At 39.1% G+C, this 23,431-nt stretch carries 16 protein-coding genes, 1 pseudogene and 1 CRISPR repeat array; of the genes and pseudogenes, 9 read left to right on the top strand and 8 right to left on the bottom strand.

Going from position 1 to position 23,431, the window contains the following annotated elements; translation table 11 throughout:
* The first annotated feature begins 213 nt into the window (after nt 1-213).
* Both P20495_RS12625 and P20495_RS12630 read left to right on the top strand, forming a co-directional pair.
* The gene (locus P20495_RS12625) at nt 214-1,704 is read left to right on the top strand and encodes a SulP family inorganic anion transporter (protein WP_007375218.1); all 1,491 of its coding nucleotides are present in this window, start codon (nt 214-216) and stop codon (nt 1,702-1,704) included.
* A 10-nt stretch (nt 1,705-1,714) separates the two neighbouring features.
* Nucleotides 1,715-2,566: a universal stress protein gene (locus P20495_RS12630; protein ID WP_008135486.1), complete on the top strand. Its 852-nt coding sequence runs from the start codon at nt 1,715-1,717 to the stop codon at nt 2,564-2,566.
* Between the two features lie 59 nt (nt 2,567-2,625).
* Here P20495_RS12630 and P20495_RS12635 read toward each other — a convergent pair whose 3' ends face one another.
* Entirely contained in the window at nt 2,626-3,531 is a 906-nt protein-coding gene (locus P20495_RS12635; protein ID WP_008135484.1) for a LysR family transcriptional regulator, read from the bottom strand.
* A 116-nt stretch (nt 3,532-3,647) separates the two neighbouring features.
* Between P20495_RS12635 and P20495_RS12640 the strand changes: the two genes are divergently transcribed.
* The 3 genes from P20495_RS12640 (at nt 3,648) to P20495_RS12650 (ending at nt 5,384) form a co-directional block, all read left to right on the top strand.
* Nucleotides 3,648-4,271, top strand: coding sequence for a glutathione S-transferase (locus tag P20495_RS12640; RefSeq protein WP_008135483.1), 624 nt, complete (start codon nt 3,648-3,650; stop codon nt 4,269-4,271).
* A gap of 535 nt (nt 4,272-4,806) precedes the next feature.
* Nucleotides 4,807-4,977, top strand: coding sequence for a hypothetical protein (locus P20495_RS12645; RefSeq protein WP_007375222.1), 171 nt, complete (start codon nt 4,807-4,809; stop codon nt 4,975-4,977).
* Nucleotides 4,977-5,384 (top strand): type II toxin-antitoxin system death-on-curing family toxin, encoded by a 408-nt coding sequence (locus P20495_RS12650; protein WP_008135481.1) that lies wholly within the window; start codon nt 4,977-4,979, stop codon nt 5,382-5,384. The genes P20495_RS12645 and P20495_RS12650 overlap by 1 nt, the downstream gene beginning before the upstream one ends.
* Before the next feature lie 106 nt (nt 5,385-5,490).
* Here P20495_RS12650 and P20495_RS12655 read toward each other — a convergent pair whose 3' ends face one another.
* Entirely contained in the window at nt 5,491-7,641 is a 2,151-nt protein-coding gene (locus P20495_RS12655; protein ID WP_008135480.1) for a pyridoxamine 5'-phosphate oxidase family protein, read from the bottom strand.
* A gap of 394 nt (nt 7,642-8,035) precedes the next feature.
* Here P20495_RS12655 and nirB point away from each other — a divergent pair, with 394 nt between their 5' ends.
* The 4 genes from nirB to P20495_RS12675 all read left to right on the top strand — a co-directional run bounded on the left by nirB (nt 8,036) and on the right by P20495_RS12675 (nt 13,345).
* Entirely contained in the window at nt 8,036-10,609 is a 2,574-nt protein-coding gene (gene nirB / locus P20495_RS12660; protein ID WP_008135479.1) for a nitrite reductase large subunit NirB, read from the top strand.
* Nucleotides 10,596-10,949, top strand: a complete 354-nt coding sequence (gene nirD, locus P20495_RS12665; RefSeq protein ID WP_008135478.1) for a nitrite reductase small subunit NirD — start codon at nt 10,596-10,598, stop codon at nt 10,947-10,949. Before nirB ends, nirD begins: the two co-directional genes overlap by 14 nt.
* A gap of 9 nt (nt 10,950-10,958) precedes the next feature.
* Nucleotides 10,959-11,822: a uroporphyrinogen-III C-methyltransferase gene (gene cobA, locus P20495_RS12670; RefSeq protein WP_008135477.1), complete on the top strand. Its 864-nt coding sequence runs from the start codon at nt 10,959-10,961 to the stop codon at nt 11,820-11,822.
* 260 nt (nt 11,823-12,082) lie between these two features.
* A complete protein-coding gene (locus tag P20495_RS12675; protein ID WP_008135476.1) occupies nt 12,083-13,345 on the top strand; it encodes a nitrate- and nitrite sensing domain-containing protein in 1,263 nt (420 codons plus the stop codon).
* A 180-nt stretch (nt 13,346-13,525) separates the two neighbouring features.
* A CRISPR array of direct repeats spans nt 13,526-14,749; the repeat unit is 28 nt; unit sequence TTTCTAAGCTGCCTGTGTGGCAGTGAAC.
* A gap of 129 nt (nt 14,750-14,878) precedes the next feature.
* On the opposite strand, the gene cas6f is transcribed toward P20495_RS12675, so the two are convergent.
* The 6 genes and pseudogenes from cas6f to cas1f all read right to left on the bottom strand — a co-directional run bounded on the left by cas6f (nt 14,879) and on the right by cas1f (nt 23,315).
* A complete protein-coding gene (gene cas6f / locus P20495_RS12680; RefSeq protein ID WP_008135468.1) occupies nt 14,879-15,517 on the bottom strand; it encodes a type I-F CRISPR-associated endoribonuclease Cas6/Csy4 in 639 nt (212 codons plus the stop codon).
* 6 nt (nt 15,518-15,523) lie between these two features.
* The gene (csy3, locus tag P20495_RS12685) at nt 15,524-16,507 is read right to left on the bottom strand and encodes a type I-F CRISPR-associated protein Csy3 (RefSeq protein ID WP_008135466.1); all 984 of its coding nucleotides are present in this window, start codon (nt 16,505-16,507) and stop codon (nt 15,524-15,526) included.
* A 50-nt stretch (nt 16,508-16,557) separates the two neighbouring features.
* Nucleotides 16,558-17,537, bottom strand: a pseudogene (gene csy2 / locus P20495_RS12690) (type I-F CRISPR-associated protein Csy2).
* Between the two features lie 2 nt (nt 17,538-17,539).
* Nucleotides 17,540-18,895 (bottom strand): type I-F CRISPR-associated protein Csy1, encoded by a 1,356-nt coding sequence (csy1, locus tag P20495_RS12695; RefSeq protein ID WP_008135459.1) that lies wholly within the window; start codon nt 18,893-18,895, stop codon nt 17,540-17,542.
* Between the two features lie 11 nt (nt 18,896-18,906).
* Entirely contained in the window at nt 18,907-22,350 is a 3,444-nt protein-coding gene (gene cas3f / locus P20495_RS12700; RefSeq protein WP_008135458.1) for a type I-F CRISPR-associated helicase Cas3f, read from the bottom strand.
* Complete coding sequence (gene cas1f / locus P20495_RS12705) at nt 22,347-23,315, bottom strand: type I-F CRISPR-associated endonuclease Cas1f (RefSeq protein WP_008135456.1); 969 nt, start codon at nt 23,313-23,315, stop codon at nt 22,347-22,349. The genes cas3f and cas1f overlap by 4 nt, the downstream gene beginning before the upstream one ends.
* Nucleotides 23,316-23,431: the final 116 nt, after the last annotated feature.

Genomic DNA, 23,431 nt, shown 5'->3' with positions numbered 1-23,431 from the left:
ATAATCCAGCTAGCTTATGAATTCTATAAATACCAAGATCTTAACTTTTCATCTAACCATAGGTGCTTTTTAAAATTAAAATGCCCTTAGGTAATCTATCTTCCTTGTTTGTCAGCGCTTTATCTGTAAGCTTTATTAGGTGTGCGAGAATCACTGTTATTTAAATAAAATATTCCCTTATACTTTGGGAAACTAACTCATTAGGTTATTTACATGTTTGATCACGTAAAAAGAGATTGGCTCTCTAATGTTCGTGGCGATGTGCTTGCTGGTATTGTTGTGGCGCTTGCCCTAATACCTGAAGCGATTGCCTTTTCTATTATTGCCGGTGTTGATCCAAAAGTAGGTTTATACGCCTCATTTTGTATCGCCGTTATTATTGCCTTTGTAGGCGGACGTCCTGGCATGATATCGGCGGCCACCGGTGCAATGGCACTGTTAATGGTGACGCTAGTTAAAGATCATGGTTTGGAATACTTACTGGTTGCTACCTTACTCACTGGTGTACTACAAATATTTGCAGGCTTTTTAAAGCTCGGTGAATTAATGCGGTTTGTATCGCGATCTGTTGTAACAGGGTTTGTAAACGCGCTGGCGATTTTAATATTTATGGCGCAGTTACCTGAGCTGACTAATGTTACTTGGCATGTTTATGCGATGACCGCAGCGGGCTTAGGTATTATTTACTTATTCCCATATATTCCAACTATTGGCAAAATACTTCCCTCTCCTTTAGTGTGTATTGTTGTTATTACACTGGTTTCAATATTTTTAGGTCTTGATATAAGAACCGTTGGCGACATGGGCGAACTGCCAGACACTCTACCTATATTCTTATGGCCCGATGTACCGCTAACACTCGAAACACTGCAAATTGTTTTACCGTATTCAATTGGTCTTGCTGTTGTGGGCTTACTTGAGTCAATGATGACCGCCACTATTGTTGATGACTTAACTGATACAACGAGCGATCGTAATAAAGAATGTAAAGGCCAAGGTATTGCTAATATTGGCGCAGGCTTATTCGGTGGTATGGCGGGTTGCGCTATGATTGGGCAATCAATTATTAACGTTAAATCGGGGGGGCGCGGCAGGCTTTCTACCTTTATTGCAGGCTCTTTTTTAATCATCATGGTGGTGTTTTTAGATGAGTGGCTGCGTTTAATTCCTATGGCAGCCCTAGTTGCCGTAATGATTATGGTATCGATTGGTACATTCTCTTGGACCTCTGTTAAGGATTTAAAAAAGAACCCGCTTTCATCAAACGTAGTGATGATTTCTACCGTTATTGTGGTTGTTGCCACGCATAACCTAGCCATTGGCGTTTTAGTTGGTGTGTTGTTAGCTACGTTGTTTTTTGCCAATAAAATTGGTCGCTTTATGGTGGTTAAAACCAAGCATGATGAAAGCAACGATAAAATAACCTATGAAGTCGTTGGCCAAGTATTTTTTGCATCAGCTGAGCAATTTATTGCATCGTTCGATTTTAAAAATGCGGTTTCTAACGTCGTAATTGATTTAACCCATGCACATTTTTGGGATATAACTGGTGTATCGTCACTCGACAAGGTGGTCATTAAATTTAGGCGTGAAGGCGCAACGGTTAATATTATTGGTATGAATAGCGCAACCGAAACTGTAATTGATAAATTTGGTGTGCATAACAACCCTGAAGAAGTCGAAAAACTACTTGGCGGACATTAAGGAGAATGCAATGACTAAAATAATTACCTATGTAGATGGCTCAGCCATTACTAAAAATGTAACCGACGCTGCTATTTGGGCTTCAAAAAAGCTAAATAAACCAATTAGCTTTGTGCATACAATTGAAAAAACGCAGCAAACTAATATCGGCGACTACTCTGGCAGCATTGGGCTTGGTGCGCATTCGACACTTCTTGATGAAATGACCAAGCTTGACGAACAACGCTGCAAAGTAAGTTTAAAAATGGCTGACGAATTATTAAATTCAGTAAGTGAGCATGCTAAATCGGCAGGTATTACTAATTTTGAATTAATTAAGCGCCACGGTGATTTGCTCGATACCGTTATAGACTTAAAAGACGACACACGCCTTATTGTTATTGGCCAAAATGGTGCTGGACATAGTAATAGCTTTGCGGTGCTGGGCTCACATATAGAAACCTTAGTGCGTAATGCAACACAACCTATTTTGCTTATTCCAGAAACATTTAAACAACCTAAATCATTTATGATTGCGTACGACGGCCGCGAAACAGCCGACAAAGCGCTACAACAAGTGATTGATGGCGGCTTGTTACATGGTTTGCATTGCCATTTAGTGAGTATTAAAAATAACGAAAAAGACCTTGAAGAAAAATTTGTTAATGCACAGCACAAGCTTATCAGTATGGACTTTGAAGTGTCGGCAAGCTTTTTAGAGGGCAATATTTTTGACTCGTTAATGCAATATAAAGAGCAAAATAATGTAGAACTAATTGTAATGGGTGCATTTGGGCACTCTAAACTAAGGCAGTTTTTTGTGGGCAGTAACACCATTAAAATGCTCGAAAACAGCGATGTGCCTGTGGTTATTTTAAAATAAGTAGCTATTTTAAATAAGTTTAAAATCAATCTTAAAAGCCTAAAATCACTTAACTGATTTTAGGTTTTTGTTTTTGGCTTAGCTTCAAACTTTTCAAATAAAAACTGAATAAACGACGTGACCTTTTGAGCCACAAACTTTCTATGCGGATAAATAGCAAATAAGCCAAACTCAAAGGTTTTATAGCCTTGCATAACCTGCACAAGCTTGCCCGATGCAATATCGTCTCTCACCACTATTTCAGGGATTAAGCCAATACCGCCACCCGCTACAACCACCTCTTTTACTGCTTGCGGATTATTAACCGAAACACGCGAGTTTACGTTTGCCGTTAATGCCTCACCAGTAGGTGAAACAAGTGGCCAATGGCGACCTATTTTAAAGTTGCTATCAATCACTGTGGCGTGTTGTTCAAGCTCATCAACACTCACTGGTGCGCCAAAACGCTGAATGTATTCGGCTGATGCACATAAAATTAAAGGGTAACTGGTAATTTGCCTCGCGATTAAATTAGAATCAGACACACTGCCAATTCTTATTGCTAAATCAACCCCCTCTTCTAGCAAATCAATTGTTTTGTCTGAAAGCACTAAATCAATACTTAAATCGGGGTATCGGCTCAGTAACTCAGGCATTAACGGCGCAAGGTTTGATTCACCAAACGACACCGGCGCACTCACCCTAAGTTTGCCGCTAGCAAGCGCTGTTTGACCCGATAAGTTATCGAGCATTTCACTGTAGCTTTCAATTACAGGTACTACGCTTGTGTAATAACTTTGCCCCGCTTCGGTAATCGAAATTCTGCGCGTGGAGCGGTTAAATAATCTAACCCCTAAGTCTTGCTCTACAATGCCCACGTATTTACTAACCAGCGCCTTTGAAAGCCCTAGCCTGTCGCCTGCGGCTGTAAAAGAGCCTGTTTCAACAACCGCTATGATTGTTTTAATGCCAATAATAGTATCCATGATTGTCAATATAGCATTGACATTTATTCCTTACTAGCTCGGTTTTTCAAAACTGATAATAGTGAAAGAATAGCGTTATTAAAAATCACTATTTAAAATTAAAAACAGGACAACCCATGAGCAATCTAACGCTATACCGTTTTACTTTATCTGGTCATTCACATCGTGCAGAGTTATTTACATCGCTTTTAAAGCTTGATGTAAATATGGTTGATGTTGCACTGCAAAACGGCGCACAAAAGCACGCTGACTTTTTAAAAATGAATATTTTTGGACAAGTACCGGTACTTAAACATAACGATGACGTAATTAACGATTCAAACGCTATTTTGCTGTACTTGGCACAAAAATTTGATGCTAACAGAACCTGGTACCCAGAAGATATTGCTATGCAAGCACACATTCAGCGCTGGTTGAGTGTTGCTGCAGGGCTTGTGGCTTCAGGACCGTGTTCGGCGCGTTTGGTCACTGTATTTGGCGCAGAGCTTGATCATCAAAACGCGATAAACATTGCCCACACATTATTTAAAACAATGGATGCACACTTACAAAACCGTGAATACTTAGTAGGCACTCAGCCTACTATTGCCGACATTGCCAACTTTTCATACATAGCACACGCACCAGAGGGCGGTGTATCACTTGAACAATACCCAAATATTTTAAGATGGCTAAACAACGTTCGTAAACTTGACGGCTTTATAGCAATGCCTGAAACAAAAGCAGGTTTACTCGCTTAGTTTTAAGTTTTTAATACTGTTTTAAAAGAGGCTATTGAGCCTCTTTTTTTGTGCTTGTTTAAGCGAAATCTGAAATTTAGTGTAAGTGAATAGGCCGACATTTTGACTGGCAGACAACTATAAATTCAATTAGTTGATACAAATCTATGCGAATAATTCTGTGAGAAATTTCATGTGAAAATAAGGGAAAATTTTTCTGATAGAGCAGTTAGAAGATATCTAAAATTTGGCGGTAGGAATAAATATAGGGGAGCACTCAGATATTCGCGAAATGTATGGCGGTGTCACAATGCCTAAAACAAAAATAGGTTTACTTGCCCAGTGATAACAGCTTACTACTGCTTTAAAAGAAGTCATCGTGCTTTTTTTTATAAGTTTCAAATGTACTATTTACATGTTTAAAAACTTAAAGATTATTTCATAAGCTCATTTTTTAATTAATTTTCGCTGTTAGAGTTATTCTACAACCTTGCCATGTTTTCTTTCATAATATAGATGTATACTCAACTTAATACGTTATCAAAAGGTGATTGTGATGAATAAAAAAGTAGAAGCTTATGGCGTTTCAGCAGTTGCTAGACCTAAGATTAAAGCAACTAAAATTTTAGATTTATCTGGGGAATCAGGTAAGCAAATTGTAAAATCTGAAGCTAAATTAGCTATAAGAACACACAGAAAAACATTTACTAAATTGGCTCATATGTAATGGAAATAATTTGCTTTCCATTTGAAAGGGTTATTGAAATTAATGCTTTTATTTTAGAAAGTGAACCCGGTATGAAAGGTGCTGTCGACATCCCTAAATTACAGGGGGCTTTAGGGCGAATAGATAATGCAATTATCTACGATGGATTGGATGATGTATTTGAAATAGCAGCTAAATATACAGCAAGTATAGCTATAGCTCATGCATTGCCTGACGCAAATAAACGAACAGGGCTAGTTGTTGGTCTAGAGTACTTGTCATTAAATGAATACGAATTAACTAGCGATAACGATTTAATAGCTGATGCTGTAAAAGATTTAGTTATCGGTGAAATTAGTGAAAATGATTTTGCTGATGTATTGTATGCACAGTATTTTCAAGAAAACCCTACCAATAAAAATACATAATCGGATAGCTAAATAGTCATTAACTAAAACAGTATTAATTCCATTTTGGGCTTCGCAAATTTTTACACCTCAAGTGCAATTTTATCCCATAGCTCTATATTAATAACTACAGCTCTAAATCAAGCTCATCAACGCCTTTAGCAGGTACGGCGCAGCAAATTAGAGCCTGCCCTGCCTCTACTGGGTAACTTACGTTATTGCGATAAACCACAGCACCTGCGTTTATTTTTACGGCGCAACTACCGCAGCTGCCGTTTCGACAGCCAAATTCAGGTTCTAAACCATGGGATTCGGCTACATTAAGTATAGTGTTGTCGCCTTTGTTCCAGCGCTGTTCAAAGCCCGATTTACTGAATTTAATTACGGTGTTGTCGGCTTCCTCAGTGCTAATCTCTTTGCTTTTATTAGGTGCTTCGTTTGTATTAAGCACTTTGCGCTTAATACTGGAGGGCCCAAATGCTTCCGAAAATATATTTTTATCCTGCACACCGAGCAATAACAGTTCGTTATATACGTGCTGCATAAACGCTTCTGGTCCGCATAAAAAGAACTCGTAATCATCAAGTGGTAAATAGTATCTAAACACATCCGCATTTATGCGCCCTTTTAAATCAAAGCTTTTGTCTTTTAAATTAAAGCTCTCATCTTTTACGTTAAAGCCATTGTCTTGCTTTTCACTAAGCTCTGGCTGCGATAAAAGTGAGTAGTAATCAATTGCGCCGCTACTCGTATCTGCAAGTGTTTTTAGCTCGTTATAAAACGCACGCTGCTGGGTATTTTTAGCACTGTGAAAAATATGCAAAGGGCGTGTATAGCGAGTTCTTAGTCCTTCATTGGCAATGTGTTTAGCCATTGAAACCATGGGTGTAATACCTATTCCACCACCAATTAATACCGCAGGCTTGATACTAGTTGAGTCAATAAAAAATTGCCCTTGTGGGTATTTAGCTAAAATAACGCTCCCGAGTTTTACGTTATTATGAAAATAGTTAGACACCTCGCCATTTAGCTCTCTTTTAATCGATAACCGATAAAAGAGTTCATGAGGGCTTGATGAAACGGTGTAGGTTCTAATAACAGGCTTGCTGTTTCTGTTATTACCACTACTTTTACTTGGTATTTGTACGGTTAAATGCTGCCCAGCTTTAAATGGTAACAAGGTTGTATTGTTATGCCCTTCTAAATAAAAGGAGGTAATTACATTACTTTCTTTAATTATTTTAGTTACTTTTAAAGGCTGCCAAGTATGTTTTAGTTTTTCTGCTTGTTTGTTTTTATCAGCCTCAAGCCACATGCCCGTCATTTTAGTATTAGGGGAATAAGCATCAAATTTAGCACTAAACGGGAGTAAGTTTTTAAGCCACATCCCTTTAGTGAGGGTAAATTTCCAGCCTCGGTCTGCGCCAATAAAGCCCTCTAACTCTGGATGCCCGTCCCATAAAATTTCAACGCTGCCGGTAAGCATTAATACATTACCCGTATCAAAATCAGGAAATAACAAACCTGCTTTTGGGTTTAATAAAAAGTTACCCAAGGTATTAAAAAAATTGTTACCTGCGTAATCAGGAATCGTTAATGTATTGCCTTCTCGCTTTACAAAACCCGGCAACCCACCACGGTGAGAAACATCAACCCCTTCAATTTTTGGATTGTTTTTTGCGGTTATAAAACTCGATACAAAAAATGTATCGGTGGTGTCAATTAACACACTAGCTGCGTTATCAAGTGTATTAAATTCAACTTTTTGTACTGCACTACTTTTAACTAAAGGATCTCTATTAAACGTTAAGTCACGCGTTTGAATATACTGCGGGCAATTTCCAAAGGATTGATCAACATTAAAACTCACCTGATTATCGTCAATTGCCTCACCTACGCGCACATTTAAACGGTTACGCCTACGCGTGCCTAGCTCAATGCCTAATAAACCAATTGGCGAGCCGGCAATATTTAACGTGTTATGTAGAGGGTCGTTTCTATCAACCGCGTGGGTCATTAATAACGACGTAGGAGTTGTGGCGCTTAAAAAGCCTGGCTGCCCTGAAACAATAGATACCCACGGATTAGCGTTTTCATCAACACTGCCTGCAACCACAAATGGTAACTGCTCAAAAAATGCTTGATGCTGCTTTGGCATAAATGAGCGCACGGCACGTTTACCAAATGTTGCCATTATTTCTCGTTTACCGAGTTTGTCTTGTATTGCCAGCTCGCCTTCGTGAAACGGTGAAGCATCTATTGAGTTAGTTTTAGTCATTTTGCTCGTAATTCGTGTGCGTATTTTATGGGTTAAATTTAACTCAATATACACTCAATGATAATGAGTGTTTTATTGACTGATAATGCACAAAACAATGACAATACTTGCACCCTCTTAGTGCCAAGCGCGCACCAAAATATAACAAAACGGGTTTTATCCTCACTCTAAAAATACATTAAATACTATTTAAACAATAACTTAAAAAACTGGCTGTATTTTTGCAAACACTCTATTAACAAGCCCGTTTTACTTACGGCAAAAATTTAGGTTGTTGGCACTATAGCTATTATCAACCATAGGCAAAGAAGCCCGCACACAGTTATGCATATTGCGTATTTGTGGCGGGCTTTTTTGTTATTTGTATTTAAACCGTCACTTTAAGGAATGCCCTATGCAAACCTCGCAAAAAATACTCATTATTGGTAATGGTATGGTCGGACACCACTTTGTTGAGCAAATGCGCCAAAGCGATGCCAACGCAGACATTACTGTACTTTGCGGAGAAGCAAATCTTGCATACGATCGCGTGTACTTATCAAGTGTATTTGATGGCAAAACAGCTGCCGATTTAGCACTTACCACTCACGACAACTACAAACAGCTTAATATTAATGTGCATACCAGCCAGTGGGTTGAAGGCATTGATAGAACAGCAAAAATAGTGACCACATTAACCGGTGAGCAATACCCATACGACAAACTGATACTCGCGACAGGTTCATTTCCGTTTGTGCCGCCTATAAAAGGGAACGACCAACCCCATTGTTTGGTGTATCGCACATTAGAAGATTTAGAACAAATAAAAGCCAGTGCCGCTGTAAGCAAAAGCGGTGTTGTTATTGGTGGTGGTTTGCTGGGGCTTGAAGCCGCAAACGCAATTAAGCAACTAGGGCTTGATACCCACGTAGTTGAATTTGCGCCGCAACTTATGGCTGTTCAACTTGATGGACAAGGCGGTACGCTACTAAAAAATAAAATAGAAAAACTCGGCGTAACGGTACACACATCAAAAGCAACCAGTGAAATAGTAAAAGGCGAAACGAGCCGCTTTAGATTAAATTTTTCGGATGAGTCATTTTTAGAAACAGATCTGATTTTGTTCTCTGCCGGTATTCGCCCGTATGATCAGCTAGGTAAAATTGCTGATTTAGAACTGGGTGAGCGCGGCGGTATTATTATTAATAACCAATGCCAAACGTCAGATCCTGATATTTTAGCCATTGGTGAATGTGCCCTGTGGGACAAAAAACTATTTGGCTTAGTAGCACCGGGTTACAACATGGCGCGCGTTGCAGCGAGTCAATTAAGTGGCGGCGAGCTTGAGTTTTTAGGTGCTGATATGAGCACAAAACTTAAGTTACTAGGCGTAGAAGTAGGCTCAATTGGAGACGCTCATGCAAAAACGCCAGACTGCAAAGAACTTATATACCAAGACGCTATTCGCGGCTGCTATAAAAAAATTATACTAAGTGAAAAAGGCGATAAATTACTGGGCGCTGTACTAGTTGGCGATACCAGCGATTACGATACTTTATTGCAGTACATGCTTAACGACATGGACTTACCAGAAAACCCTGAGTGTTTAATTTTACCAGACAGCGGCGGCGCGCCGTCGTTATCGGGCAGTGCCCTACCCGATACCGCCACTATTTGTTCGTGTCACAATGTGAGTAAAGGCGACATTGTAGGTGCAATTGATGGCGGCTCGTGCGATTTAGCCTCTGTAAAATCATGTACTAAAGCAGCAAGTGGCTGTGGTGGTTGTGCAGCGTTATTAAAATCTGTTGTTGATAACGAATTAGCAAGTCGCGGTGTTGAAGTAAACAACCATGTATGTGAGCACTTTGCATATTCACGCCAAGAACTACTGCACATGGTAAAAGTAGAAAGCATTAAAAGCTTTGATGACTTACTAACTAAACACGGCAGTGGTCATGGCTGTGAAATATGTAAACCTGCCATTGGCTCTATTTTAGCCTCAACATGGAACGACTTTATTTTAGAACCCGCTCATGTTGGCTTACAAGACACTAACGATACGTACCTAGCAAACATGCAAAAAGATGGTTCGTACTCTGTAGTACCGCGTATTGCTGGCGGCGAAATTACCCCCGACAAACTCATTGTAATTGGACAAGTAGCAAAAGACTTTAACCTGTACTGCAAAGTCACTGGTGGTCAACGTATTGATTTATTTGGTGCACGCTTAGAAGAGCTTCCTGTTATTTGGGAGCGACTTATAGAAGCCGGATTTGAGACAGGTCATGCTTATGGTAAGTCTCTTAGAACCGTTAAATCATGCGTGGGTAGTACGTGGTGTCGTTATGGTGTGCAAGATAGCGTTGGACACGCAATAGAAATAGAAAACCGCTACAAAGGGTTACGTGCGCCGCATAAATTTAAAATGGCGGTATCGGGTTGCACCCGCGAATGCGCCGAAGCACAAAGTAAAGATATTGGCATTATAGCCACCGAAAACGGCTGGAACTTATACGTGTGTGGTAATGGCGGTATGCGCCCTCGCCATGCTGATTTATTTGCGACCGATTTAGACACGCCAACACTTATTAAATACATTGACCGCGTAATTATGTTTTACATTAAAACGGCTGACAAATTACAGCGTACATCGGTATGGATGGAAAACCTTGAAGGCGGTTTAGACTACCTTAAAAGCGTAGTAATTGACGACAGCTTAGGCATTTGCGACGAGCTAGAAGCGCAAATGGAGTTAATTACACAAACCTATGCGTGTGAGTGGAAAAAAGCGATTGAAAGCCCTGATGCAGCCAAACGATTCCGCCAGTTTGTTAATAGCCCCGAAACCGACGACAACATATTATTTGTGCAAGAGCGTAACCAAATTCGCCCTGCTACAGAAGCCGAAAAACGTGAGCAACGTAATACACAAAACCGTATTCCAGTAATGGAAGTTGAAGAGGAGCAAGCTGATGTCTTGGCATAATATTGGAACAATCGACAACCTAGTAGCTAATAGCGGCGTATGCGCATTAGTTAATAATCAGCAAGTGGCTATTTTTTACATTCCACAAAATCCAACGGCTGTGTTTGCTATTAGCAATTACGACCCTATTGGCAAAGCCAATGTATTATCGCGTGGCATTATTGGTTCAATCGACAATAAATTAGTTGTTGCATCGCCTTTATATAAGCAACACTTTTGCCTAGAAACAGGCGAATGTTTAGAAGCACAAGCAATACACTTACCGGTTTTTAATGCAAAAATTGAAGACGGCAGTGTATTTATAAGCTCTGAACCCAAAGTTACAACAGCTGTGGCTTAGGGGAATAGTATGAGTGTATTGTCTTATTTTTCGGGTATTGAAAACGTGTGGCTAAATAAGCTCGTTACTAAGCTAACAAGCACAAATAGTCGCAGCGTCAAAAGCGGCAACGTTTATATAATTGGTGCGGGCCCAGGAGACGCTGAGCTAATTACAGTAAAAGCGCAGCGTTTAATTAATGCCGCCGATGTTGTTTTATACGATTGGTTAGTAAGCGATGATTTATTAAAAACGCTTCCTAAAAAAGCACAGCGAGTATTTGTAGGTAAACGTGCGGGTAAGCATTCGATGACCCAAGCTAACATTTGCGAACTACTGGTTAAATACGCGCAACAAGGCTTAAATGTAGTGCGTTTAAAAGGCGGCGATCCGAGTATATTTGCACGTATTAACGAAGAAGCCGATGCGCTTAGTAAGCATAATATTAATTTTGCTATTATTCCAGGAGTCACAACGGCTTGCGCTACGTCCGCTTATACAGGTATTCCGCTTACAGCAAGAGACGTAGCGCGCAGTGTTACATTTTTAACGGCGCAGTTTGCCGATCCTAATAAGCAACCTCATTGGCAAAATTACGCGTTTATGCCTGCAAACAACAACCCCACTTTAGTGGTTTATATGGGGCTTTCGCGCTTACAAACGCTAAGCTGCGGTTTGCAATCAGTGGGTTGGCCAAGCAATACACCCATCGCACTAATAGAGAACGCTACTACCACTAAGCAAAAGGTAATTACCAGTACGCTTGAACTGATAGTAAATGAGCATGCTAAACACGACCTTCAAGGCCCTACCCTAATTATGATTGGTGAAGTAATAAATCATAAAATGGCAATTAGCCCCCAATTATTGCAAGCCGCTTATTGTAATGCTTAACAAATCATACGCGCTTACTTTGCTATTTTAGAGAGCTAAGCGCACCTTCTTTTATATAAGGTTCACAACTGTGCAATCGGTCTTTTTAATGCACCAAAAAGGGCCGTACCTATTTATATGTTAATTGTAATATTAATAAATAAATTCTTATGTCTATTTTAAGCGACTGTTTTAATTTGATTTTAAATTCTATCGTTAAATTTGTTAGTAATTGGAACAAGGGTTGCACTTTAAAAACAAAAAAGTGCGGAATAGTTCCAATGGCGACAAGCAATCCTCTCACAAAACAGTTTTTATTAGCGGCTAAATATCAAGAAATACACGCGCTAAAGCAATTACAAAACAGTTGTGCCTCGCTTACTAAATTAGGCGATTTTGTACATCAGTTACAAAAAGAGCGCGCAATGAGTAATATATTTTTAGCCTCAAATCGTGAACGATTCAAAACCCAATTACAAGAACAAATCCCTTTAAGCGACAGCGCACAAACTGCATTTTATGATTCTCTTAAACAAACATTTATAAAAGACAACGCCGATACTGGCCATACTCGGTTATTTAATTTAATTACCTACAGCTTACAAGCACTCGATGCATTATCGGTATTGCGCAATCAAATAGCACAACAAAACATTAGTGCAGTGCATGCTACGCAGTCGTTCACGCAGTTAATTGCTAGTTTACTCAATATTATTTTAGAGGCAGCAGATGGCGCAAGCGATCCTAAAATAACGCGTTTATTAGTTGCCTTTTTTAACTTTATGCAAGGTAAAGAATATGCAGGACAAGAGCGCGCCTGTGGTGCACAAGCATTTGCAGCGAGTAAATTTACCACTGAGCAAAAACAACAACTCGCGCATTTTGTACAAGAACAAAACCACAGTTTTGACTTTTTTAATGAGTACGCCGATGCGCACCTTTTAAAATGCTTTGCCACATTAACAACACATCAGGTTAATAATCAGGTAGAGCAACTTAGAAGTTTACTGCAAAAACTCGATGACGAGAACGCTCAACCGCTCTCACAACTGAGTGAAGTATGGTACGAAGTAACCACCACGCGCATAGATATAATGCACAAAATTGAACAAAATATAGCAGATCAATTAATTGATACCGCAGCAATGCAAATAGCCTGTGCTCAACGTAGTTTAAATACAAATAAGCAAGTACTTAACAATATGGCAGAGCAACACATAGCCCCGACTTTTGGGCAATTAGCCATTAAGCAACCAGAGCCAGAAGTAAGCCAAAATATAGCGGCCGATAAGCTCAATAGTAATAAAAGTATGTATGATTTAATTATCGAGCAAAGCCAGCATATAAAACAAATAAACCAAGCGTTACTTGACGCTAAAAAAGTTATTAGTGAGCAAAAGGTCATTCACCAAGCCAAGTACATACTTATTGAGCAATTAAAACTCACTGAAGAACAAGCCCATAAACAACTTCAAAAGCAAGCGATGAATTCACATAAAACGTTATACAGCGTAGCGCAAACAATTGTGGAACTGAGTGATTGAAAAACGTCTCTGATACCAATCCGCAATAAATAATTAAGCGAATTTGTATAGGAGCATGATAGATTAAAGAAACTTCGTATAATTTATACTTCCTTGACCTAAATTTAGCGACGAAATTAAGTAACCCTTCATTTTAACAACCATAAACGATTTACTCATGCAATTTCCTAACTCCATAACTTTTTAAGCCGCCTGTGTGGCAGTGAACCAATTGCAACACTAGCAGTAACTTGGCTAGCTTTTCTAAGCTGCCTGTGTGGCAGTGAACTTACTACCTTTCGCTTTTCTTTTGTAACAGTTTTTCTAAGCTGCCTGCGTGGCAGTGAACGAAAACAATCTGCTTATTCCTTGTTTTTTATTTTCTAAGCTGCCTGTGTGGCAGTGAACCAGTTTTTGTATTATGCAACACGGGAAGAGTTTTTCTAAGCTGCCTGTGTGGCAGTGAACTTAATGTTTTTGCCTTTTTGTTTTCTGAATATTTCTAAGCTGCCTGTGTGGCAGTGAACCACGCTATCCAATGCTAACTTAACTGTAAGATTTTCTAAGCTGCCTGTGTGGCAGTGAACGCAACACCTACGCAACTCACGTTACCGAAGATTTTCTAAGCTGCCTGTGTGGCAGTGAACAAGTAAAAGCCTCAAGTGTTATTCTTAATGACTTTCTAAGCTGCCTGTGTGGCAGTGAACCTATAAACTCTATGTAATTAATAGATGGAAATTTTCTAAGCTGCCTGTGTGGCAGTGAACTGTAAATAGCGGCGGCGCGTATGCTTTGGATTTTCTAAGCTGCCTGTGTGGCAGTGAACTGGGCTCGGTGGATGATAAAAAGCTTCAAGTATTTCTAAGCTGCCTGTGTGGCAGTGAACATTGGCAACAGCCTTTGCTGCCGAAGATGAAATTTCTAAGCTGCCTGTGTGGCAGTGAACTTAGCGTGCAATCTGTTGGCGGTTTTTATGCTTTTCTAAGCTGCCTGTGTGGCAGTGAACGTTTAACCATTACTTTTGGCGCTAATTCAAACTTTCTAAGCTGCCTGTGTGGCAGTGAACACAGGTGACAACGCTTGATGAGTACTGTTAATTTTCTAAGCTGCCTGTGTGGCAGTGAACAAGTTAAAACGCTTAAGTCGACAGCGATGGACTTTCTAAGCTGCCTGTGTGGCAGTGAACAATAAGTTTTAATATCATTAATCGCTTCCTTTTTCTAAGCTGCCTGTGTGGCAGTGAACCCATGGTACCGCTTGAAAGCCTTTGCGCCCAATTTCTAAGCTGCCTGTGTGGCAGTGAACACCAACGAATACTTGAACCAGCAAGTTTAATTTTTCTAAGCTGCCTGTGTGGCAGTGAACTACTTTAACCGTTGTTTAGTTACCTTTTTCGCTTTCTAAGCTGCCTGTGTGGCAGTGAACAATAGAATACCGAATAAAAAAATAAGTTACAACAATCAAATAGGTTATTTTTGGCAATTTAACCTAAAATTTTTGATGGTTTGTAACTTATTGTTTTTAAATTATATTTTTAAAGAGCAAAAATAAGGGTTAAAAGTGCGGTACACTTACCCAGTTACTTATATCTTTATGGTTTGCGTTTAAACCATAACAATTTACATGTCCTTTTTGCGGGTTCTCAAGTTCTATTCTTTTAATAAATAATGGAAACTTTATATTTTGCGCTGGATCACGTTGCTTTGTTTTTTGGCTTTCTAACCATATAAAAGGGCGTGTTGACCTTGCTTTAGGCTTACTTTTTTCAAGTGATAATAAGCATTCTTCCAAAGGTTGCCCTGATTTTTCAGACCAGTATTTCGCTTTAGCTTGCATCTTTTTTTCAATACCGGCCTCCCCTTTTACATGCTCTCGGATAAAACACACATGCGTTATTTTCTCTGGTACTGGTTTAATCGACTTAATGTGTACGTAATCTTTAAATCGACTTAGCCAAGTTGGTATATTTAGCTCATTTAACTGTATTTCAGTTTTAGCAAATAACCTTAACTGATCCCCTAATGGAAATAACTTTTCGCCATAGCGAGAAAATGCCACAGCAACGGCCGATTCATTTTCTCCTATTTTGTTATCAACAAGTGCAATATGAATTTGCTGATATATTTTTTGCCAAAGGAACCCTAAATTTGCTTCAGCATCGGGGAGCAGCGTTATTTCGAGATAATATTTCATATTAATTTATTCCCCAAATACGCCACCACGAATTAACATCGCCATAATATAGTGTTGCTGTTCAATCGCTGGCACTTTACCTTTGATCATCCAAGCATCAAGTAAATTATAAAAGTCTGTTTTTTCTTTTGGTTGACGATACGCTGCGCCACGGTTTGTTACTGAGCCGTACGGTTCAACAGCAATTGGACCTACTTCGTCAACAGCTGGATGCCAAGTATCGATTGTGCGTAAGGCATTACCAATTTTTTGAGAGTGCATTGCGGCTTGTCCATCTAGCTGATATAAAAATTTACTTTTATCGCCTTTACCACCGCCCATTACTAATTCTTGTGATGGATACACAGCTTGGCCTTCACCTAATTGGCTATACGCTTGGACTTTTATAAGTACATGATTATCGGTTAAGCCCTGTTGAATAAAGTGTGCAAGTTGAGTGATTTTCTCATCACTTGAAAATTCACGTAATGAATAGTATTGGCAGTTAAATTCAATGGTTTCGTTAGCCACAGTCACTACCACTTTTACGTTTTCGGCACCTACTCGGTTGCGCCATAAAAAGCGAGCACTGGCAATATTAAAAGCATAACGTTTTGATAATTCTTCAAAACTAACCTCTGTTTGGTATTGTGTTATTTTATTAGCTAATTGTGCTTGATAATCAGGGTTATTACACGTTGATGGTGTTGCTAAGTCACTTAATACGCGCAAGGTAAAAACAACTTTTAAGGTATCTGTGTTATGTGCTAATGCGGCAATGTCAACTGTTTGCAAATTAGCTTTAGATACTTCTGCATCTAATTTTGTTGGATCATTTGCCGTTGCTGCTTTTAAGCGGTTTGAAATTGTGCCACGTACTGCTTTTTCCCCCACTTGTATTGCTTGCCATGCTTGCTGCTCCCAGTTACCTGCAAACATGAGTGCGTCTGATGGTACTAACTTAGCTTCAAATGCTAATACTGAGGGTGTTTTTAATTTAATTTCAGCCATTTTTATTACTCCATTGATAAAATATTTGGGTTAATTTTTATTAAACGTTTTTAAAAGTTCATTGCTTCATCATGATCAAAACTATCAGGTTCAATAATTTCATCTTCGAAAGGGCTTGTTTTAGCAACATACCAAGGGTATTGATGTTCATAACGCCAAACGGCTACTTCAATGTTTTTTATGTTATGCACACTTTTCCATTCACCGACGCTATAAGCACTTTCAGCAAAGGCAGTCGGCACCGTTGCATCTCTTACATTGCTCACTTCACCCGCTTCATAAACTGGAGAGATTGCACAATACCCCGTATTAATTGGCACTAAATAGCCACTTTGAGGTTTTGCTACATAATGCCAATTGGCTTTTTGTTTTACGCTTTCAAGGGCGTCGGTTTCTTGTTCATCTTTACTTGTTATTTTTTCAGCTTTAAATTTAAGCTTGGCAAAATCACACCATGCATCAAATAAACAAGCGTTATCGTTTATGCTTTTTTGCTGTTGAAAATACTCAGCTAAATAATCACTGCGATCAATTAAGGCAAAACCTGGCATTAATTTACGCAGTGTTTTTTGTTCTTTATTTAACGGGGTTAACTCAATATTTTCTACGTGCGTAATTTGACCGCCTGCTAAACGTAGCGTTGGCACTTTTTGTTTTACCTGTTCAATTAATTGTTCTGCTGTTTCTGTATCACCGGCAATCAAACCATTAACTTCAATCAACAAAGATATTTGCATATGCATGCGCCCTTCTTCATTAATGGGTGCCGTCTTGCCTTGGTGAGTTAGCGGGTTACGGGATAATGCAAAAACATAGTCGCCCCACCCTTTAGGTTGCCTTGCGTGTACTATATTTTTATGGCTAATTACAGCAACGCCACCTAAATTAACGGCTAACGTTTCAGGTAATTTACGTGATAATGCATGGGTAAAACCCAAAAATTAGTTATGGCAGGAAAACCATACGTTAAACCCGCAATGGCGTTGGCATTTTGTACCGATACTTTTTTAAGTAATAAATATTGGCTCATGGTTACGCCTCCGCTAATTTGGGTGTGTTGTGTTCAAAACGTTTTAACTGATGTAAACAAACTTTAGAAAAATAAGCATGTTCGATATCACCTAAGCGATATTTTTCGTCATTTTTTAATTGTTTAATTAACCAACTGGCAAAATCAGCCGCTATCACAGCTTGCCAGTCGAGCTTTTCACGCTCACGTTTAAAGCCCTCATGTGGGTTATAAACATCAAGCCATAAAGCATGGGCGTGTTTTAGTTTACAATGTGATTCACTTGCCCAGCCTGCTGGTAATGTTTGAATGTTGGCTGCGTGGATCATTAGTTGATCGAGTATGGGTAAAATAAAGTGATAATCGCGCTTGTAGCGCACTTTAAAGTTATTTTCTTCGGGGTTTAATTTACTTAAAAAGGCTTTAAAGTCTCGCAAGTACCCCGATATTTTGTATGTTAGTTGTCGGTTAAATAAGCTGGTATTATTTATAGGCGGCTTAACTTGTGCTGTGAACGTAGGAGGAGCTGTATTTAATAAAAAATTCTGACCATAACGCTCACTATTTAGTTGTGAAATGTTTTGTGGCTTTGAACCACCAAAGCTCTGCACGGCGGTATTTGGAAAGCTTATATCCATTCGTTCATCATACTTATTGGCTCTGCGGGCATCTCGAATATCTTTTGAATCACCAAAGCGCGTATCGGTGACTTTTTTATGTAAATTATGCGCCAGTGCCGATGAGAATAGCGGGCATAATAAATGATACCCAACATCATCATTTTCTGATTTAACCGGAAAATAAACCTGTTTACTTAAATTATGTGAGCTTAGTTTCTCATCGGCTAATGCTAATTTAAAACCATCAATCCAAGTTTGTAATAATTCGGCATTATCAGTAAAAGCACTTAACGCTTGTGCATGATTTTGTTGCAATTGCGTAATAAGGCTTTCACCATTGACCGTTATATTTAGCAGCTTTGCAACATCTAATGCTGCCGCATTACCTACAGCATCAATTGCTTTATTTGTTAAGCTTGTTGTAACAAGGTATTGATTATTTATAGTTTGACTATCTGTACATGACTGACTTACTAAAATACTGCTCGCTTTGGCATCACTATGAGTAAATTTTGCCGCATGGGTTGCTAAACTGATTTGTTTTGCTCGCCTAGCTGCATCAGTTAACCACACTACAGCTTTATAACCTTCTTCAATAGGTGCCGATTTTTCTGCGTATTCTGCTTTAGCTGTCGCTATTTCTGTTTCGTTTTCACTTTTTTCTAACACTTTATTTAGTGCTTTTTGAAAAGGTTCCAACTTAGCTTGTTTGCGCTGCTCTATATAATCAGCTAGCGCTTGCGTTAATGTTGCTTCCATCGTTTTTCCTTTTACTTATTATCAAAAACACCTAGCTGTTCATGCCAGTGCCAATTTAATTCTTGATCTTTACTCGGCTCTCTTATGCCAATTACACCAAAGGTTTCACTTACTTGTTGCAAGCTTTTATCTACTTTATCTGCAAAAATTTGATAGGTTTCTTCAACGCTTAAGTTAAACCACCAATGGTTGCCTTGGGCTAATTCAATTGATTGGTTTTCATCTATAAAGCGATTGCTTTGCTCTAAATACACTGGTGGGTAGCGGGTATCGTCAATTTGACTCCACGTTAATGTTTCACTTTCTTCTAAGCGTAAAATAAATTCTTCTTGTGGTTGTGATTTTCTAAACTCAGTTTGACGAATAAATTCAGCACTCCAATCAATTGCGGAGCTTTCATTCCACCAAAGTGATGCGGGTTTATCTGAGTTGTAAAATAAATCTTTTTTCTTTCCCCCAATAACATCCAATGTGACTCTTAATGATCTGTGCTCTTGAATTGCAAACGACTTAATTGAATTAGCCGTTTCTCTTTTATGACTTCCTATCGGAGCTTTAGCAAAATCACCTTGGCTCATTTGAGGCTCTACGATTCTTGGTATTGCTGAAATATTGTCTAATTCTGTTGTTAACAATTCATTCAAGTCTTTACTGTTAAGGGGAAGTTCTGGGGTTTCAAAACCTGGTTTACAATAAGCTACTTTTTCACCTTTTAATGCCCGTATGTTTTGGTTAAGCATCACCACGTTTGCAACAGTAGGCGGTACTTGCCTATGCCGTTGTATACGCCCCGCTAGCTGGATAATTGAGCGTAGCGAGCTAGGTTCTGCAATTGCCCAGTCGTAATCATGGTCACGCCCTACTTCTACTACAGATGTGCCCACTACAATAAACACATGATTGCCTGCCGATGTTTTATTTAGTCTGTCAGCTTTTAACATGTTGGCAATTTCAGGTTGTTGCCAAAGCGCTTGTTCATCATAGCGAGTTAAGGTTTTATCTAAGCGGGATTCTTTGTAGGAGCGTAACGCTAGCGGAAACTGCGAATGATAAATACAAAAATGAAATTGATAGTTAGCCCTTGGCGGCATAGCTAACAGTATTTTTGTAACCGCAATCATCGGGTTAATGTTAGCCATTCTAACCACACCAATAGATACTTTTTTGCCGCTGCTATGTGTTACATGGTGTTGGTTATGTAATTCATAAATTTGTTGGTGAATGGTATCTGCCACATTTTGAAAAACCTGCTTATTTTTCTCATCTATATTTTGACCTGTTAAATTTTGATCTGCTGAGTCACTATTATCCGTGTCAGGCAACTCAATATTAACGATCTTTCCTTTACGTAATACTTTGCTGTTCGCCGTTAATTTTTTTAATCGTGATTCAATAAATATGTTATTTTTTTGTTTGAATCCCTCTTTATTATTTATTAATTCAACTTCACTTTTGTTTTCATCAAACCAAGCACAAACAATACCTGTATTGCTATTATGTGGAAAATTAGCTTGGTTATAATGTTTACGGCCTGCTACATAAGCGTCGTACAAAGCACTGATAAGCGCAGGTGGTAACGTTGCCGATGATAATAAAACCCGAGAGCCTAACATACCTGCCCAGTTAACTAATCGGCATAATGCGGGTAGGTCTTCTAATCCAAAATCGTCGGGTTCATCTAAAATCAAGTCTGACGTTAATAACCGCAGCATAGGCGCGATTTGTTTACCGCCTCGTTTACTTTCTGTAGCTGGCATTAAATGATCGATTGTACTGACCAAAATAGGCGCACTGATTAACTGCTCTAATTTGGGATTGCCCTTTAACCAATGCTTTAAACGTCCGTCGTAAATTTGCCCTTCGTAACTGACATATAATTGCTCAAAAAAATCTTGTGCTGATTCACTGCCATGATCGGGCTTTGCTAATTTCCCGTCCTCTTTATTTAACTGATGCAGTAATTTAACAGCATTAGAACCTATCAAAACGGCGAGTTCATCATCACCTAATTTGAGTAAATCTCGATATGCATCACCGGTTTGTAAGGTTAGAGTACGTAAACCTAAAGCAACTGAGAATCGGCAACCTTCGCGCTCATTTGCTAGGGCATACATAATTCGTGCATTTGCCATGGTTTTACCACACCCAGTTGATGCCATGTTAATACCAAAAAACCCCTGTTTTTCACTGGTTTTAGCAAACTCTTTTGACGCTTTAAACGCTTTGTCTTGCCATTGGTATTTACGGTCTTTCGCACTTTGCGAAAAAAGCCTATGCTGTGCTAATGCAGGTAATGCGTATTTTAAAGCCGGTAAATTTTTAGCAAATAAAAAAGCGTTATGAGCAACCCCAATATTGTGTTCATCTAATTTTTGTTTTAACTGATTTGTTTTTCTATCTGTATTGGCGTTAGCTTGATAGCTGTTATCTCGCCATTTCATTTTTGAATCTTTTAACTCAAGAGATGAATAATAATGATCCGCTAACATGAGTGATAATCTTGATAAATGACTAACAAAACGTTGATTTAGCCAATCTGTTTTTTCAGACAGTTTAGGGTAACTCAATGCTCGCTTGGCTATTTCGCTCGCTTTGTTTTGCCATGTTTTGCTCAACAGCGGCGTACCATGAACAAAACCCCAATTGGCATTAATTACTGAGGGTTCTATATCAGCTAAATTTTCTGCATTTTTTGAATTCCAATGGCAGTCAAAACATTTTGTCAGCCAACTTTGAGCTTCATCTAACTTAACTGAGTTAACTTGCGGGTAAGGTAAACGATGGTGCGAGACAATTAACCACGCAACTAACTTTCCAAACTGTGTATTATCGCCAAAAGAATTAAATGGGTTTTGATGTTTTCCGTTATCTTTAAATAATATTTTGTGTATTTTATTTTCAGCCTGAATAGCATTTGATTGCTGATTAATTTTTAGTAGCTTTGTTAACCACTCTTGGTCGGTTAACTCTTTAATAAAGGCTTCAAACAACCTTAACGATACCCACTCATGACGATATGGTTCAGATTTTGATTGTGTTTTACCAGCCAACTTTTGTTGAAATAAATCATTTGCTTTACCAAAATCATGAAATAAACCAGCAAGGCTTGAGGCCAACATTATTGCTTCGTTTAATTCCCAGCCGTTTTCCCATTCTTTATGAGAAAGATCTAGTTTGGTGTAATTTACCGGCACAATACCCTGCGCATTAAATTTTAATTTATTCCCCACTACCCATAAAAGCTGACTTCTCGACCTTGAGCGTATCCAATGGCAGCTCACTGCGGTGCTTTTACTGGCGGTTTGCCGTAGCATTTTTTTTACAGTGAATAAACCATCTTCTGTGATTAGGGTTTGCCACGTGTTGTCGCCTATACGGTTTGCGAATGCGTCGAGTACGCGGCGCGTTTTTTTTAAGGCGTTTTTTTCACATTGGCTAACAAAAGTGACCATCATTGGTTTTCACCTGTTTTGTGCTCTGTTTGCAGTGCTGCTTTTTTTACTTCATCAAACATAAAGTCGAGTGCTTTGTTGTCGGTAAAGGCTTGTAAAATTTGTTGTCTAAATTCTTGTTCGGTGGCGTTTTCTTGTGCGCAAATAAATGCCCAAGGCAGTACAATGGCGTCTTTAATTAGGTCGGCAATATCAAATACAAGCGCTCCGCGTCTGGTTTTACCATGCATTACAGCAAAACCATGGGGAATACCCAGCACCCACAAACAACTGGCGGCTAAGCCATACGCTAAATAATTACCATGATTTAAAAAGTCGTTCGCAAGGTCGGTTGAGGTGTGTTGGCGCGTAAAGCCTTCTGCCTTGGTTATATTGGCGGCAAACTTATACAAAGCTTTGGTAAGCTGTGCTTCAGTTAATAGCAGTTCAGATTGCTTTGTTGCAACGAGCATCCGCTCGTTGAAGCGTGTTAAGGCCGTTTCAATGCTGTTATTTTGGGTTGTAAAGCCTTCACTTTTTAAACTGCGGTCTTTATTCCAAATTTTGTTGAGGTATTCTATGCGTGCTTGCTGAAATTGTTTGGCTACGGCTAAGCGCTTTTTATCGTCAAACCAAAAGCTCATCCAACCTTGCAAATACTCAGTTGGGCGGTACTCACTTTGGGGCGTTAACCATTCTATGTTGTTGCCCATATAAAGCGGTGTGCCTCCGCCACCACTAAACCCAACGAGTACTCCCGCTTGCGCCAGCATGCGCATGGCGGCTTGGGTTATTGATGTGCCATTGCCTAACAGTAAAACTGTGGTGTTAGCAATAGGAATATTAAAATACTGATTTTCGTTTTTAGCTTCTGTGAGGTATAAAACACGCCCGTCTTTTTGCATTACTCGGCAATATTCTAGGTAATACATGTTGGCACGTTTTGAGTGCAAAATTGTTTTTAAATTGCTTGGGCTAAAATCGTCCATGTGTCTGTCCTTTTTTTCATTCCATTAAATTTATAGTTTGTTTAGCTTTTGAGCAACACTGTGTATTTATCACCTGTCGCGTTTTTAGGCAGGTTTTTAATAAGAAAATTATGGTT

It is taken from the genome of Pseudoalteromonas sp. BSi20495, from assembly GCF_000241185.1.
Classification (GTDB): Bacteria; Pseudomonadota; Gammaproteobacteria; order Enterobacterales; family Alteromonadaceae; genus Pseudoalteromonas; species Pseudoalteromonas fuliginea.
The sequence above is the reverse complement of the archived record's forward strand: the minus strand, read 5'-3'. Positions and strand labels throughout refer to the sequence as shown.